Annotated in this window: 20 protein-coding genes; 9 read left to right on the top strand and 11 right to left on the bottom strand. The window is 65.9% G+C overall.

Annotation, left to right across the window (positions count from 1 at the left end):
• Position 1: 1 nt before the first annotated feature.
• The 6 genes from AB0I03_RS13465 to AB0I03_RS13440 all read left to right on the top strand — a co-directional run bounded on the left by AB0I03_RS13465 (position 2) and on the right by AB0I03_RS13440 (position 4,778).
• Positions 2-541, top strand: a complete 540-nt coding sequence (locus AB0I03_RS13465) for a hypothetical protein (protein ID WP_360411374.1) — start codon at positions 2-4, stop codon at positions 539-541.
• A complete protein-coding gene (locus AB0I03_RS13460; protein WP_360411371.1) occupies positions 538-1,704 on the top strand; it encodes a M23 family metallopeptidase in 1,167 nt (388 codons plus the stop codon). Before AB0I03_RS13465 ends, AB0I03_RS13460 begins: the two co-directional genes overlap by 4 nt.
• Positions 1,705-2,062: 358 nt before the next feature.
• A complete protein-coding gene (locus AB0I03_RS13455) occupies positions 2,063-2,716 on the top strand; it encodes a hypothetical protein (RefSeq protein ID WP_360411368.1) in 654 nt (217 codons plus the stop codon).
• Between the two features lie 139 nt (positions 2,717-2,855).
• Positions 2,856-3,491, top strand: a complete 636-nt coding sequence (locus AB0I03_RS13450) for a hypothetical protein (RefSeq protein WP_360411365.1) — start codon at positions 2,856-2,858, stop codon at positions 3,489-3,491.
• A 154-nt stretch (positions 3,492-3,645) separates the two neighbouring features.
• Positions 3,646-4,176: a sigma-70 family RNA polymerase sigma factor gene (locus AB0I03_RS13445; protein WP_360411362.1), complete on the top strand. Its 531-nt coding sequence runs from the start codon at positions 3,646-3,648 to the stop codon at positions 4,174-4,176.
• On the top strand, positions 4,173-4,778 hold the full coding sequence (locus tag AB0I03_RS13440) for a hypothetical protein (RefSeq protein ID WP_360411359.1): 606 nt from the start codon (positions 4,173-4,175) through the stop codon (positions 4,776-4,778). Before AB0I03_RS13445 ends, AB0I03_RS13440 begins: the two co-directional genes overlap by 4 nt.
• Here the strand turns inward: AB0I03_RS13440 and AB0I03_RS13435 are convergent.
• The 9 genes from AB0I03_RS13435 to AB0I03_RS13395 all read right to left on the bottom strand — a co-directional run bounded on the left by AB0I03_RS13435 (position 4,775) and on the right by AB0I03_RS13395 (position 9,932).
• Positions 4,775-5,119 carry a hypothetical protein gene (locus tag AB0I03_RS13435; RefSeq protein ID WP_360411356.1) on the bottom strand — a complete coding sequence of 115 codons (345 nt, stop codon included), beginning with the start codon at positions 5,117-5,119 and terminating at the stop codon, positions 4,775-4,777. The two genes, AB0I03_RS13440 and AB0I03_RS13435, sit on opposite strands and share 4 nt — an antisense overlap.
• The gene (locus tag AB0I03_RS13430) at positions 5,116-5,298 is read right to left on the bottom strand and encodes a hypothetical protein (protein WP_360411353.1); all 183 of its coding nucleotides are present in this window, start codon (positions 5,296-5,298) and stop codon (positions 5,116-5,118) included. Before AB0I03_RS13430 ends, AB0I03_RS13435 begins: the two co-directional genes overlap by 4 nt.
• Before the next feature lie 22 nt (positions 5,299-5,320).
• Positions 5,321-5,650, bottom strand: a complete 330-nt coding sequence (locus tag AB0I03_RS13425) for a YbaB/EbfC family nucleoid-associated protein (RefSeq protein ID WP_360411350.1) — start codon at positions 5,648-5,650, stop codon at positions 5,321-5,323.
• Positions 5,647-5,934 carry a hypothetical protein gene (locus tag AB0I03_RS13420; protein WP_360411347.1) on the bottom strand — a complete coding sequence of 96 codons (288 nt, stop codon included), beginning with the start codon at positions 5,932-5,934 and terminating at the stop codon, positions 5,647-5,649. Before AB0I03_RS13420 ends, AB0I03_RS13425 begins: the two co-directional genes overlap by 4 nt.
• An 11-nt stretch (positions 5,935-5,945) precedes the next feature.
• Positions 5,946-6,902, bottom strand: a complete 957-nt coding sequence (locus tag AB0I03_RS13415) for a hypothetical protein (protein ID WP_360411344.1) — start codon at positions 6,900-6,902, stop codon at positions 5,946-5,948.
• Positions 6,895-7,218, bottom strand: coding sequence for a type VII secretion target (locus AB0I03_RS13410; protein WP_360411341.1), 324 nt, complete (start codon positions 7,216-7,218; stop codon positions 6,895-6,897). The genes AB0I03_RS13415 and AB0I03_RS13410 overlap by 8 nt, the downstream gene beginning before the upstream one ends.
• Positions 7,219-7,453: 235 nt before the next feature.
• Positions 7,454-7,783 (bottom strand): hypothetical protein, encoded by a 330-nt coding sequence (locus tag AB0I03_RS13405; RefSeq protein ID WP_360411338.1) that lies wholly within the window; start codon positions 7,781-7,783, stop codon positions 7,454-7,456.
• Positions 7,780-8,823 carry a hypothetical protein gene (locus AB0I03_RS13400; RefSeq protein WP_360411335.1) on the bottom strand — a complete coding sequence of 348 codons (1,044 nt, stop codon included), beginning with the start codon at positions 8,821-8,823 and terminating at the stop codon, positions 7,780-7,782. The genes AB0I03_RS13405 and AB0I03_RS13400 overlap by 4 nt, the downstream gene beginning before the upstream one ends.
• A gap of 131 nt (positions 8,824-8,954) precedes the next feature.
• Positions 8,955-9,932: a hypothetical protein gene (locus tag AB0I03_RS13395; protein WP_360411332.1), complete on the bottom strand. Its 978-nt coding sequence runs from the start codon at positions 9,930-9,932 to the stop codon at positions 8,955-8,957.
• A gap of 412 nt (positions 9,933-10,344) precedes the next feature.
• Here AB0I03_RS13395 and AB0I03_RS13390 point away from each other — a divergent pair, with 412 nt between their 5' ends.
• From AB0I03_RS13390 to AB0I03_RS13380, 3 genes are all read left to right on the top strand, one after another.
• Positions 10,345-11,475 (top strand): excalibur calcium-binding domain-containing protein, encoded by a 1,131-nt coding sequence (locus AB0I03_RS13390; RefSeq protein WP_360411329.1) that lies wholly within the window; start codon positions 10,345-10,347, stop codon positions 11,473-11,475.
• A 201-nt stretch (positions 11,476-11,676) separates the two neighbouring features.
• Positions 11,677-12,147: a YbaB/EbfC family nucleoid-associated protein gene (locus tag AB0I03_RS13385; protein WP_360411326.1), complete on the top strand. Its 471-nt coding sequence runs from the start codon at positions 11,677-11,679 to the stop codon at positions 12,145-12,147.
• Entirely contained in the window at positions 12,144-12,458 is a 315-nt protein-coding gene (locus AB0I03_RS13380; protein ID WP_360411323.1) for a YbaB/EbfC family nucleoid-associated protein, read from the top strand. Before AB0I03_RS13385 ends, AB0I03_RS13380 begins: the two co-directional genes overlap by 4 nt.
• Here AB0I03_RS13380 and AB0I03_RS13375 read toward each other — a convergent pair.
• Together AB0I03_RS13375 and AB0I03_RS13370 are read right to left on the bottom strand one after the other, a co-directional pair.
• Complete coding sequence (locus AB0I03_RS13375; protein WP_360411320.1) at positions 12,455-14,407, bottom strand: hypothetical protein; 1,953 nt, start codon at positions 14,405-14,407, stop codon at positions 12,455-12,457. The genes AB0I03_RS13380 and AB0I03_RS13375 overlap by 4 nt on opposite strands.
• Before the next feature lie 7 nt (positions 14,408-14,414).
• Entirely contained in the window at positions 14,415-15,005 is a 591-nt protein-coding gene (locus tag AB0I03_RS13370) for a suppressor of fused domain protein (protein WP_360411317.1), read from the bottom strand.
• Between the last annotated feature and the right edge of the window lie 4 nt (positions 15,006-15,009).

The following is a 15,009-nucleotide window of genomic DNA, read 5'->3' as shown; positions in this document are numbered from 1 at the left end:
GATGAACCGAGCCCTCCGGATCATCTTCTCCCGCTACGGGATCGTCGTCATCATCCTGATCCTCGTGCTCGGCGTCATCGCACTGGCAAGCCAACGCGAACAGACACCGCTCGACGGCGGCAATGCCAACGGCGGAGGCTCGACGTCGGAAGCGAGCTCCGAGGCCTTCACTGAAGACGACGGCTTCGCGACGGAGAACTGCGAAAGCGACGACTGCTACCCCGAAGAGGAGCTGCCGCAGGAAGCGGTCGACCGATCGGTCGAGTTCGCCGAGGCCTGGCTCAATCCGAACGGGTACAGCGCCGACGGCTGGTACGACTCGATCATCCCGTTCCTCACCGATGAGCAGGCCGAGCTGATGCAGGGCGTCGACCCAAGCGAGGTGCCTGCCACGGAGGTCACCGGACCCCCGGTCCCAGAGGGCTTGAAGGTCGCCTTCCCGATGGACACGGGAACACTGACCCTCACCATGACTGAAGGCTCCAACAACCTGACCGGGACCGGCTGGCTCGTCTCGGCGATCGACTGGGAGCAGTCATGAGTGCCATCGGCGACGACGAGACCACTGCGAAGGAACGCTCCGCGGACCCCATCACGCCCAAGATCCCCAAGAAGCTCAGGCCGCTGATGTGGATTCTCACCGTGGTCAGCGTGTGCTGCCTCGGTGTGGTCGTCTCCGTCGTGCAGCTGCTGTCCGACCAGTCGAACGGCGACGAGGGCACGGTGAGCCTGGCCGGTTGCGGCACGAACTCCACGGTCGACCCGAATGCCGAGTTCCCCGCGATCAGCCCGTACACCTCCGAGGAGATCAAGAACGCCGCGATCATCATCTCGGTCGGACAGGACCTCGAGATCCCGGCCCGGGGCTGGATCATCGCCGTGGCGACGGCGATGCAGGAGTCGAGCCTGACGAACCACGGCCACCTCGGCGACCAGAACGACCACGACTCGCTCGGCCTGTTCCAGCAGCGGCCGTCGACCGGTTGGGGCACACCGGAACAGATCACCGATCCGGTCTACGCCTCGACGAAGTTCTACGAGAAGCTCCTGACCATCGACGACTGGGAGACGCTGCCGCTGACGGTTGCGGCGCAGAAGGTCCAGATCTCCGCCTTCCCCAATGCCTACGCCAAGCACGAGCCGAAGGCGACCGAGATCGTCAACACCCTGACCGGCGGCGGCGGTCGCGTGGCCGCCGTCGACACCCAGCTCGGCAACTGCAATCCCTCCGGGCAGCTCTCCGCTTCAGGTTGGATCATTCCAGTCGAAGGGCCGCTGAACTCCGGATTCCGTACTGCTGAAAGACCAACCCACCACGGCGTCGACATCGGCGCACCGCGCGGCGCGACCGTGGTCGCCGCAGCTGCTGGAACTGTGATCACCTCAGAGTGCAACGCGAGCCTGTACGGTGCGCCCTACTCCTGCAACCAGGACGGTTCTCCGGAAGTCGCCGGGTGCGGCTGGTACGTCAACATCGTGCACGCCGGCGACTACCTGACCCGCTACTGCCACTTCGGATCCGCTCCGCTGGTGAAGGAGGGCGACGTAGTCCAGGCCGGTCAGATCCTCGGCTATGTGGGTTCGTCCGGCCGATCGAGCGGTCCGCACCTGCACTTCGAGACGCACCTGAACGCCGACCGCAGCCCGGCCGGCGCGGTGGACCCGGTCGACTTCATGAACCAGATGGGCGCCCCACTGAACTGAGGTCGCCGCCTTTCGATGAGGGATGGACGGCGCAGCCGACAGCGGCCATGCGGCGACCCGCACGTCGTTTGACGTTGCCTCCCAGCAACAGAGCGTGATTGACAGAGCCTTCAGACCCTGTTAACCTTGCGGCAATCCAATTTGCGCAATCGCTTATGGAGGCTCCCTCACAGCGCCGGACACCCCTCTGGCACAGCAAGATCGTCCCTCTCCCCGCATCGAAATGCCAACCAAACGGCACGACCCGACTGGCTTGCATCCGCAAAGTCGGGGCGTAGCCATGCACACAAGGCGCACGCCCTGTCTCCCTCCGGGGCCTCCGGCATGCCCTGACTCCTCGAACAGACAGGAAGACGCATTGCTGACAGCCTTTGCAGACAAGATCGCGGCCAGAATCGTCGGCTTCTGCGCCGTTGTGCTCATCGCCCTGGCGGCTACCGCCGGGATCGCTTGGGCCGCTTACACGGACAACATGTATCCGACGCAGTACGCCAACGCCGGCTGCTTCTCGGAAGAACCCAATGCACGCCAGTCCACCTGCCGCACGGACAACGCCACACTCACGTACTACATGGACAGCGGCGGCGAGTTCGAACTCGAAACTCCGGACAGGGACGACGTTCGGGCGACCATGTCCAGCGACTACAACCCCACCGACCTGAGCGTCTCGTACGACTCGACTCCGTCGTTCTCCGGCAGCGCCGAAACCGACATCATCTATCAGGAGGGCTCGGCCGACATTCCTTCCAGTGTCGACGGCATGACCTGGTGCAACAACGCATCGGACCTGGACAAGTGCGACCAGCAGTACGTTCGCATCCGAGGGGCCGGCTCCTACACCCGTGGACTCGCTTGCCACGAGACGGGGCATGCGGTCGGTCTGGTCCACGGCAACGTCTCATCCCCGATGAAGACCAACACCGATACACGGCTCGGCTGCATGGTGACCCCGGTCGGTTCCACCACCTCGCTCGGCTCCAACAACATCGAGAACATCAACAACACCTACTGAGGAGACGGCAATGAAGCGACTACCCCTGATCGTCTCCGTGGGAGCGGTACTGGCCACCGCTGGGGCCATCGGCCTCGCAATCGCCGGGTTCGCCGCTCCGGAGCCCCTCCCCCCATCGCAGCCCCCGCCCGGTGCAGTCATGGTCGAAGGTGTCGACCACCTGCCGAGTGAGACTGCTGCCGACTGGGTCACCTATGCCGACCACGTTGTCGTGGTCAGCGCGGTATCAGAGGTATCCGTCCCGCCGTCGCAGACGGAACTCGATCGCGGCGAGGGCATCATCGGCCGCACTGTGACCCTGGAGGTCAGCGAGGTGCTCTGGTCGCGTGACGGCACCCTCGTCGCCCCGCCTGCAACGTGGGACTACTCCGCGATCGGCGCGCAGTTCACGGAGGGCAACACCTCCGAGCCGTTCGAGATGGCCCTGCACGAGCGTCCGCGGGTCGAGGTCGGCCACAGCTATGTCATGGCGATCCGATGGGAACCCGAGCGCTGCGAGGACGGAGAATCCGAGCCCGCGCAATGGCGCGGCCTCGGCGAAGGCTCCGAAATTCCCTACGATGACGGCGTGCTCGGCAACGGCGAACTCGAAGGTGAGATCCAGAGCCCGCAGCAGTTCGCCGCGACAGAGGAAAACGTGGCCTTCGGCGGCCTGGAAGAGCAGGTGGCGGGGCAAAGCGCAGACGCACTGGTCGCCGAGCTCGAAACCGCCACCCCGACGGCAACACCCGAAGTCCCGGTTGACGCGTTCTCAGCGACATCCGACTGTGTCTGACCCACAAGGAAGATAGCCGCGATTCGGGCGGCCGGAGACTGCAAGAGGTCTGCGGTCGCCCGCAATGCGGAGCTGCCGTATGAAATGACGACCGGCTCCGAACGTTCCACCTGGTTCGCGCGTCATAGATATCAACAGTAAGGAGGAAGCCGCCATGACGCGACAGCGCAGCACCAGAGCGGAGCGAGGCGCTTCGCTCCTCACCGACCAACAGGAGGTGGAGCGGGTCCGGGCGGTCCTCGCTCTGGGCGGCGTGCCCTGGGACGAACTGGACGACGCACTCCAGGAGGTCCGCCTCAAACTGCTCCAGTCAAGCTCGAAGGCTCATCTCGAGACGATCCGGAACCCTGGGGCCTGGGCCTCGGTCGCCGCTTCGAGGGTGGCGGCAGACTGGCACCGTTCCCGGAAGCGCGACACCGGGCTGCGCGAACGCCTTGCCGCACGATGGGCCGCAACGCCGCCGGATCATCCCCAGGAGGACCGCGACCTCGCGCTTGCAGTGGCGGAGCGGCTAGAGCTTCTGACCGATCTCCAGCGGCAGGTGGTGGCCTTGCGCTTCTTTGTCGATCTACCGGTCAGGGACATCGCTCTCATGCTGGATATCCCGGAAGGCACAGTGAAGAGCCGACTGAACTCGGCTGTGGCCGCGCTTCGGACCCGATTGCAAGTAGAGGAGATCCAATGACGGAGAAGGAACCTGAACCGGAAGACGAGGATCTGCGGAGGGCGGTCAACCTGATCGGGAAAGAGGCCGGTGCTGCGCCTCGCAAACGGATCTCGGGTGGTCTGGTCGCCGGACTGGTGCTCGGCGCTTCGCTGGTCATCTTTGGCACGTTCATTCTCGTCACGGCTGATTTCGGCAAGAATGAACGACAGCCGTTCGTTCAGAGTCTGAACGAAGCCGAGAACATCGCCTGCTCCGAGTTCATAGCGGTGGGGGAGGTCGTTTCGGTGGCGCCCTCCGATGTCGCTGACCGAATCATCGTGACCTTCGCGGTCGAGGATCCGCTCAAGCCCGCCGCGTCGCCGGCACCGGTGGAGCTCGATGTACTGGATCCCGGACTGTCTGATCCGCAAAGCGCACTTCAACCCGGTGATCGGGTGCTGCTGGAGGTGCCGCAGCGCGAGGACTTCCCCCCGGCCGTCTATCGGGGTTCCTACCTTGAATCGAGGGTCGCGGAGATCGAGCAGTATCTGGACGAGGCCTCCGATACCGAGTGCCCGCCCTACTTCCAGGAAGGCGGTGAAACCGTCGAGATGGAAGGGAATCCGAACGACGGTGCTTAAGGTGCGGGACAGCCGTTGCTGGACATGTCGAATACACAACTGGGCGTATCCGCGAAGAGCAGCAGCGGGATCACGGTCCACATGAGGATCAGAACGATGAGGCCGCCGAAGTACAGGAGCTTCTGCATGCGCGTGTAATGCACGAACACCACGGTCTTGGCCATCCACCAGGACATCCTGAGGTGCCGCTCCCCGTAGCGCGGGGTGCTGCGGGTGACGATCAAGTTCGGCACAGGATGAAGAACGAGGCCGTGGTGCACCGGGTGCCGGGGATCGCGCAGCCGCGCCTCGACCTCCGGCGGTACCCCCTGAGGGTTCGGCGACCCCTGCGGGCCGTTCACGCGAGGACTCCGGTGAACACCAGGGTGGCGAAGAGCAGGATGAAGAAGAGGTTGGTGCCCCAGATCAGCCGGATGTTGATCCGCGCCTGCCTGCGGTAGAACTTCCGGGCCTCTTCAGGAGTCGTCACCACCCCGTACAACTCGGCGAGCCGCTTCAGCGGAACTCCCTGCCAGTCCATGGCCACCTCTCGTCCGTGGTCCTCAGCCCCGGCGCGGGGCCGCCTCATTCAGCTTCTGCTGCAGCTCGGCTCGGGCTTCGGCAAGCGTCGCGACGATGACCGACCCGAGCCTGCGGTACTGCTGGCCATGTACTGCCGGATCGATGACGAGGTCCGTGATGTAACCGTCGCTGCCCACGGTCAACGTGACCATGCCCTCGGCATCGGTGCGAGTCACGGTGATCGCCGTGATCTGCTCCTTCATCGCCTCGAACGCGGCCAGCTGCTGCTCGGCCTGCGCCTTCATGGCTTCAAGCCGCACGATCATGTCTTCCGGTCTCATGTGCTTCAGCGAGTCGAAGTCGAAGCTCATGCCTGTCCTCCTCCGAATTCCGGCATCGTCGCCGCGATGTGCGCTTGCACTCGCTGCTGGAGCTCCGCATCGGCTTGTGCTTGCGCCGCACGAATAACGGTCAGGATCTCGGCCGCCGCCGTGGCGGCGCCCAGGTCGTGCAGGGTCGGCTGGATCTCGAGCTCGACGATCACCCCGTGCGGGAGTGCGGTCGCCTTGACGAGCGATTCCTCATGCGCGGCGGTGGCGGTGATGCCTTCCGCCAGCGCGGCGAGCGTGGCCTGGTCGAACGGGTCTGTCGCCATTGCAGCACCTCCTAGACGCTGAGCGTGGGGTTGTAGCCGGAGAACTTCTCAAGCACTTCCATGGCTTTCTCGAAGCAGCCTCTGATCGTGATGAGCAGCTGCATCCCGGCGATGATGAACCAGGCTTCCTGGATGGCGATGCCGATGAGCCGCATCGTGTACCGAGCGAGCAGGATCGCCAGGTCGATGCCGATCGGAATGATCGCGAGCGGCCCCTTGGTGGCGATGTCGCCGATGGCGCCGATCACCGTGCCGACGATGTCGGCGATGAACTGGCGGACCGTGTCGTTGATCCGCGCTGCCATGTCCGCGTAGATCAGCAGGAGCTCACTCAGCCCCTTCGCGCTCTGCGAGGCGAAGTCGACGGTCTGCAGGAGGTCCCCGGCGCGGACGCTCGCGTTGCACGCCGCCTGGCCGTCCCAGCACTGGTTGAGGGTCCGCTCCAGGTCCGGGCCCATGGCGTCCAGGAGCGCCTTGAGGTTCTCGGACACCGAGTTCCACATGTTCGCGGAGTTCGTGATCTTCGGAGGGTTGCCGAGCAGCACACCGACGGCGTCCTGCAAGGGTGTGAAGGAGTTCCAGAGGAAGTCCAGCCAGCCTTTGCACACGGCCGCCGCGAGGGTGCCGAGGATGTCGAGGAAGTTGCCAGTGAACAGGTTCACGACGCCTTTGCCGTAGTCGAACACGTCGACGATCTGCAGGCAGATGTCGGCGCTCGCCTGCATGGCGTTGAGCAGTTCCTCCCACCATTCACCGTGGAAGTACGGTTGCGGCGGGTTCAGGCCGTTGTTCCAGGCCGTCTTGGCGTTGTTCCACTGCGAGTAGATCGGTGCGTTGCCGAGGGCGGCGGTCTTCGCGTTCTCGCCGAGTTCGCCGTTGATGATCTTGCCGTCGGCGTTGAGCCCGAACTTGGAGGCCTGGGGGTCGTCGGTGAAGTCGACGACTTGGCCCTTCTGATTGTCAGACAAGGACGATGTCCCCTTCGAGGTCGTCGAACTCCTTGCCACTCTCTTCGTCGGAGTCGGTGTAGGCCTCGGCGCAGTCGATGAACCGCTGGGCGAGGCCGGAGGTGGCCGGCGCGAATTCCTTGAGGATGGTGTGGATCTGGTCGGCGCTCGCGAAATAGAGCTGCGCCAGCGCGATGCCGGGCACTCCCCACATGTGCCAGTCGGGGTCGGCGTCCTGGGCGTAGTCGGCGACGATGTCGAAGTCCCCGGCGAGGGCCTTCAGCCGCTCGCCCTCGGCTCTGATCGCATCCGGGTCGACCGAGAGGTCTTGGCTCATACGGGGCTCCTGAGGTTGGGGGCACTGTAGGGTGCCGCCATCGTACTCGAGGGCCTCAAATGGTCCCGTTTCGTTCACGGCAGGCGACCCGTGGAGCACGCAAACCACACAGGTCGGCTGAATTCACAACCATTGGACCGCCAGGACCGCCGTAACTCGGACTTTGGTGACTTGGATAATGAAAAGGTCGGCGCACTGCCCCACCGCGGTGCGCCGACCTTCCCTCATTCCCGGCTCAGACTTCGCTGCCCCGAGCGATCGACTTCCACACCGATACGGCCTCGGCGACGATCCTCTCGGCGTGCTTGTCCGCCCACTCGACTTCCAATGGGGCGCAGACGCGCAGGCCGGGTTCGTCGGTGTCGAGTCGGATCACCGAACCGAGCGGCTCGGTCCGCTGCTCCCATGCCCGCGCCATCGTGATGCGAAAGCGCGCCTGGGAAGGCAGTGCAGCGAAGTAGAGCCTTCGTCCGCCGATCACGGCCGCGAAGTGCAGGCCGTCCAGGTCGGCATCCGCAGCATCTGAAGCGCGCTTGTCCAGGCCGCCAACGTACTCGTAGCTCACAGCGCCACCGCCTCTCGGAAGGCCTGACGCTCATCGAAATGTCGCTCCCAGTTCCCCAGGTACGGAGCGATGGGGTTGGTTCGGTGCGCCCCTTGAAAAGGCGTTCCGGCGAGGAGCGGTCGAGCCAAGGATTTCGTCGGTGCGTTCACGGTTCGGAGCGGCACGGTCGGGCTCTCGACCGGTAGCGAAGCCTTGATCGGAGCCGGGCTCTCGACCAGCTCCGAGTTGTCGGCCGGGGTGATGCCGAGCATTCGGAAGAGGAAGGCGCGCATGGTCATCCAGAACTGAACCCAGCGGTCGGTGAAGGTGGTGGTGGCGATCAGGTGGGCATGGTGCAGCTCTTGCGAACCGGTCAGGAACCGCACCCAGGCATCCTCCCTGAGCTTGCCGAAGTCGTAGCGGTCCTCGTGATCGTCCTCCCAGAAGCGGCGGCGCGGGCGCACCGGTGGTTCGGGCGGTTCGTTGCCTCCGCGACCGGGCGACGGGCGACGCTCCTCGGCCCCTTCGGAGGTGGGGCCGGGTGACGGTCGGTTGGCGCGCTCGGACCGAGGCCTGGTCGGTTCGGTCTCAGCTGGCGGGTCGGGCAGCTCCCCGCGGCGGTGTCTGCCGGTGCGGTTGTCCGGGCGCCAGTCCAGCGAGCCGAACGGCCCGGGGTCAAGCGGGTCGCGCGGGCGGTCGCGGTCGATGATCCACGTGTCGCCGGGTTGGTGCCGCAGATGCGGCGGCTCGTAGCGCGGAGAGCGCGGGTCCGATTCGGGGACGGTCGGGTCGTACCCCTTGGGGTCGTAGCGGTACGCGCCGGGCGAATCCGCGTCGTCGGTGGCTGCGTAAACCACCTGCTCAAGGTAGGTGGGAACGCCCGGTCGGCGGTTCTGATTCGCCCCGGAATGGCTGTTTGCGGGCAGCCCGAAATCGAGTATGGTCGTAGTTGCCAAGGGAGCTTGCTCCTCTGGTGTTAGGGGCCGCCCGGTGGTCCGGCTCGCCAAAGTAGGAGCCACCGGGCGGCAGAATTTTTCACTGCCTTCTTCAGTTGGGTGCATGGTCTCGCACAAACCGATCAAACCGGCCGTGCGGGGACGCGCTGACCAAATGGTGAGCGATAATCCCTCGATTGTCAACCGCCGCTTCCGGCGTGTCACGAAGTCTTAAGTGGACTTTGAGCGCATGACATTCATATGAGTCCATCTACGTCTTCGAGCAACGCAACACAGTTCCCTTGCACCCCAACAGTAAAGATGAAGGATTCCCTAATCAGCTCACCCTTGAGGGTAATCTTGAAATCGAAGGCTGTGACCGAAGACTCTGAGGACTCTGTCGGGTTGATCGTGTCGATGGCACCTTCTGTAGGGCCGTTGGCCGAGGCCCACTCGGTGATCGCCGCATCTAGCGCTTCTGGGGTTATGCCTATGTAGGACTCAGGGGGACACTGGAACTCAGCAGCTGCGGCGGGATCACGATCAAGCACCACCGCTTGCATCAGGTCGCGGGCTATCGCTTTCGGATCCACTGGCTCCTCTGTTCGATCCCCAGCATCCGGCTCATCTCCCTCTGGCAAAGCGGCATCAGAAACACAGTAGGTTCCGTCGGCTTCCACAACCGTGACAACGAAATCTTGATACTGCTGTTGCGCCTGATAGATATATGCAGCTGTGATCGTGAACTGAGTGCCCCCAGCCACGGGCGACGGCTCTCCCGCGTCGAAGTCAGTCCGGGTAATGCCGCCCAGCTCTTCATCGAACGCCTGGCGGATCCCATCGATCTCAGCCGGAGTGAGTTCAGGTGAAGCATCCTGGCAGAGGGCGGCGTCGGCCCGGTCTATGTCTTCATTTGAGCCGTATCGGATGTACCGGAGGGCAGCACCGCTCGCGTCGGTCGCGGGCTCGTCGCGCGGGTCCACGTTGTCCGGGTTGCCACTTGCGGCGAAGCCGGGGGCGACCCAAGCGCCCAGTGAGAGGGCGATGGCCCATGCCCCCGCCATGAGGCCGACCCGTCCCCACTTCCTTGGCGGGTCGGCGAACTCGGTGTCCTCAGTCTCGTTGACCGCGACGACGCGGTACTGCCTGCCGTCAGCGCTGCGGACCGTGGAGCCGCGGCTAGCACGACGCGTGCGGCGGGCGGTGCGAACGACACGCCGGAACAACCTACCCATGCCCCCACCCTATTGGACCCGACCACCGACCTCAACTAGAAGCAGGCGACTCCTCCCGCGTCTTCCCTTAACTTCACCGGAGGTGGGGCCGTTAGAGCACGAAGGCAACCGCCGACGACCCTACTGCGTGTAGTCATCACCTTCCGCTTCGGCAGGCGGTCGTCCTCTCGAGAAAGCACCCCTACACGTGAACCGCAGTTCCTCGGCGTCCAGAGGACGCCGTCATCCCGATCCTGCGCGAGTCGTCCAGCTTCCCGCGCACAAGCCGTCCGCGAGCATCGGGCCGCACCAAGTACGTTGCCCCGCTTGTGGAGCAAACTTCCAAACGCCGCACTACTCCGACCGCTGCGTCTCCTGCGGAGGACCCGTCACCGTCGACCCGGCGGCGACCGAGCTGATCCCCCCGGTCGCGGTGATCCCGTTCAGCATCAACGAGGCCGATGTCGATGCCCACTTTCGCAACTGGGCGGCCTCGGAGCTGCTCGCGCGCGGCGACTTCAAGCGCGAAGTGCAGGTCGGCACGAAGCGCTCGGTGTACCTGCCGTACTGGGTCGGGTGGACCGACCTGTACTCGAATTACCGCGGCCAGCGCGGGCGCCGCGTCACCCAGACGCTCTACAACCCGAAGAAGGGCCACTACAAGGTCAAGCAGACCGACTGGACGGACGTCTCGGGTCAGGTGGAGCACGGTCGTGAGGATTTCAGCCTCCCGGCGTTCGTGCCTGCGGCGGCGCTCGTCGGCATCACAGAGCCCTGGATCAGCGAGGTGCGGAAAGGCTGGGACTTCAACGCGGCGTTGCCGTTCGAGTCGGGTTTGCTGGCCGGTCATCAGGCGCTGCGGTATTCGGTGGAGCCTGAGTCGGCCCTGCTCGAGGCGCGTTCGGCCCGGAAGAAGGCGATCGCCAAGGACATCAAGCAGGACATCGGCGGTGACGTGGCGCGCCAGACCGGCACGGACACAGGGGATGTGGCGGTCGACTGCCGACTTGTGCTCGCGCCTGCCTGGATCGTGGAATGGAGCTTCGCGGGCAAGACCGGCAGCGTGATCATCAACGGCCAGAACGGCAAGGGCGCCGGGAAGTACGTGGTGAGCGCGGGGAAGTCGATCGCGCTGTACGGAACCCTCGGCGCCGTCGTGATCCTGTGCTGCGGGATCGGCATCGTCGCGAGCCAGTCGGACGACGAGGATGATCCGGGTGTCGGTGAGACGACCACAGCCGTGGCGTCACCGTTCCCGCTTGATACGGAGTCCGCTGCCGAGGCGGTGAGCACACCCGAGCCGAGCGAATCGAGCGCATCGCCTTCGGCTGGGGCGGCCTCGGAGGAAGCGGCCACTGGGGAGGCGGAGCCCGACCCAGAGCCGGAACCTGAACCCGAGCCTGACCCGACGACCGAGGCCGCAGAGGAGTCCGAGGAGCAGTCGGACGTGTACTACGAGAACTGCGACGCCGTTCGCGCCGCCGGAGCCGACCCGATCCATGTGGGCGAGCCCGGTTACGACACTCATCTGGACCGCGACGGAGACGGCGTTGGCTGCGAATGACCGAGAGCCGGACCGGCGCACCGCGTCGGACCGGTTCTCGGCGGCAGGCGCTGCCGGCGAATTCGGGGCGCTGTGCAGAGCCCTTGGCGCTCAAGGACTTTCGGATACATGTGGTTGAGTTCCACTGCTTTCGAGGACGGAATTCGACGTCGGGGAGTGTTACCGTGTCAGGAAGCGCGCACCCTACCCCAAGGAGCCACTGTGTCCGATGGCCGTCGGCCCGGAGAGGATTCGTCGAACCCGATCGCCGGGCCCGTCCAGCCCTACGAGGCTGACGAAGACTACGAGGAGCGACTCGCGCAGGGCATCGAAGCGTTGGAGGCACTCCCCCGCGACGACGACTGGGAGCACACCAGGCGGGTTCTCGAAAATGCGCCGTCCAGGACCGAGATCGAAGCGGCGGCTCAGGCACTCGTCCAAGCCCAGGAACTGCTCGCAGCGCTCACTGAGGCGCGTTACACCGGTTTCGACCCTGACCGCCTGGTGAAGGTCGTCATCGACACCGGCGGTCGCATCCAGGACGTCGAGTTCGACGTCGCCGCCGTGCGGTTGGGCGCCCGGACGGCCGCAGAAGCGGTCCAGGAGGCCTGGCTCGCCGCCGAAGCGCAGCGGGATGCCGACAGCGCGAGGTTCGAGGAGATGTCGCGTGGACTCGGAGGGCAGGAGCGATGAGTGACGCGGGCGAGCGCGCCGCACTGATGGCCGCACTCCAGGAGGCGACGGCGCGCATCGAGGCGATCGCCCAGTCCCGCGCCTACGAGCGCTTCGAGCGGACTTCACCGTCGAAGCTGTGCACCGCGACGGTGAATCTCCGGCAGCAGCTGGTCGATTTCCAGTTCCTGCAGGCGAATGCCATGCGGGAGCTCGATCGGGTGGCGCTGGCCGAGGAGGTGCGGTCGACGATCGCCGCAGCACAGGCGAAGGCCCGCGAGGCCACCGATCTGATCGCCGCTGAGGTCTACGCCGAGCTCGGCTTGTCCTAGCTCGAGGCAGGGCGCGAACCGGGGGCGCCGATCAGCTCGGCCTGGCGCGGCACCCAGCCTTTGGCGCCGTGCTTCTCTCGGCCGACCCGTTCCCACTGCTCGACGATCGCGTTGGAGAACCGCTCGAGGGATTCGCGGTCGCACGCTTGGATCGCGACGGTGAGGCCGGCGTATGGCACGTCCGAGGCCGAGAGCAGGAGCATGGTCAGCAGGTGCTGGACGGCCCGCTCCGGCAGTACGCCCATGCCGTCTCGCGCCCAGATCGGGGGCAGCAGTGACGGGTTCGCCCAGTCGGGGATCCGGGGCATGGTTCGCGGGAGCGCGTAGAGGGCTTCGGGGCCGAGAATCGACTCCAATGCCGCGTGTCCTGCTTCGCCGTGATCGGCGATCTCGGCGGCCACGGCCTCAGCACCGTGCCGGAACGCGAGGTACCGCCAGGCTTGAGCGGCGGCGTCACGAAGCGGACCGGGAGCACCCAAGGCGTCGAAGGCCAGCCATGGCACGGTCGCCACGCCGTGGCGATCGAACCAGGCGCGGCTCGCTTTGCGCGCCTGCGGCTTCCCGCTCAACCACGAGGCCGCCACGCGGGCCGGTCGCAGGCCCGTCAACGGCAGCAGGCGATCGCCGAGATCGGGCCGGTCGACGATCGCTTCCAACACGGCTGCAGAATCGGCGTCGGTGGGGATGGGCTCTTCCGTTGGCAGCCAGCGCCATGCGATGTCGACGGGGGCGGGTGTGGCAAGCGGCTGCGGTGGTACGGGCGCCTGGTCCCGGTGCAGCCATGGCGGTTCGGTGAGCAGTGACGGCAGGTCGGCGGGGTCGGCCACCGGTGTCTCGGGGCCGACTTCACGCATGCTCGCCGTTGCGGCCATGTCGGAGTCGGAGAGTTCGGCTGCGATGGCCCTCCAGACGACCGGATCGGAGGGCAGCAGTGCCGCCAGTTCCGGGGTGGTGCAGGATTCGGCGGCGTGAGCGGCGATGCCCTGTACCGCCATCGCCGGGAAGCGTCGTGCGATGGCTCCGGCCAGTGGGAGCGCACCTCGGATTTCCAAGCTCGACAGCAAGCGTCGCAATGCTTCTGGGGATTCGGTGGCGGTCAGGGCCGTGGCCATTTCAGGGCGGGTCGCGGGTTCCCAGCCCGAGCGGCGCGAGCTGCCTGCGAGTACCGGCAGACCGGCGGCTCCGCAGCCGTCGAGGAAGGTGGCCAGTGTTCCGGTGTCGCCGCGGCTCGGCCAGTCGCTGCGGCGGTCCAGGGCCGTGAGGTGGTCTGCGGTCGAGACGGCATGCCACCACATCCAGTCGACCGTGAACCGTTCGGGGAAGTCGGCGTCCAATGCCTCGCTCACCCAGTTCGTCTCGGTGGGGACGAGGAACGCGGCGACCGTGTTCCGCCAAGGGCTCGAACGGCGTGCGGCCAGGGCTTGGACCACTGCGTCGTAGTCGTCGGCGCTCGCGATGGCGGACCGGAGTCGGCGCAGGTCTTCGCGGTCGAGGCCGGCGGCCCATTTCAGGCCGCCGGGTTCGTCGGCGGTGACCCGTCGGTGGTCGCCGATCATCGTGTACTCGCTGGTGATCATGCAGCGTTCGAGTGCTGCGGCGGCGGCGAACGCCGGGCCGTGTTCGATGATCCAGGCGTCGAGGAACGGCCCGAACCGCTGTTCTCCCGTCACGAGGTGTCCGAGGATCAAGTGCAGCACTGCGGCGCCGGTCGGGTCGGGACCGGTGCTGAGGTGCGCTGCGGTGGCGTTGCGCAGGACCATGTCGGTGAAGAGCGGCGGGAAGAAGGATTCGATGAACGCGAAGTGCTCCCGTACCAGGCCGTCGATCCGTGCGGGCGCTTCGGAGTCGAATCTGATCGGCTCGGTCGGCGTGCGCCCGCCTTTGCGGGGCATGACGAGTCGCGCCCATTCCGGCGGCAGGTCGAGTTCGGGCTGCTGCATGGTCGTCACCGCCGGATTAGATCACTGATTCGCGGGCCATGTCGGCGGCGTCGATCCGCTCCTCCTCGAAGCGCTCGATCAGGGCGTCAGTGCCGACGGCGACCGCGAAGTCGAGTTCGCGCTGGGTGATCGGCACCGGCTGGAGCCACACCACGGTGATGTCGCCGAGCTCCAGGAGGGTGAAGGCGTCGTCCCACAAGTACGGCTCTGCGAACAGCACGTGCTTGAGTTCGAAGCCGGGGAAGTAGGGCTCGACCGCGCCCTCATAGATCTGGCCCGGCATGATGGGCGCGCCGTCCATGACACTGAACGCGCCGGTGGCGAGGACGTTGTCGTAGGTCCTGAACTGCTCGTAGGCGGCGCCGACGAGTTCGACCCGAAGGTCCGGTTCTCCCTCGGCCGGCTGTCCGCCGATCGGGAACGACGAGAGGCCGAGCGTGCCGAAGGTGACGCCGCCGCGGAACGGGACGTTGTCGAAGCGCACCAGGTCGATGTGCTTCGTGCCGGCGCCGTCGGTGTGCCGGACGATGCCGTCGGGGGCCCGCCCACCGACCGCGTCGGCGATGGCGAACGCCAGGCGGTCGTCGACGTCGTGCCGGTCTGCCATGTTC

Origin of the sequence: Glycomyces sp. NPDC021274 (assembly GCF_040641195.1) — a bacterium.
Lineage (GTDB): Bacteria > Actinomycetota > Actinomycetes > Mycobacteriales > Micromonosporaceae > Glycomyces.
Note: the sequence above shows the minus strand (reverse complement) of the source record. Positions and strands in the feature narration are given on the sequence as shown.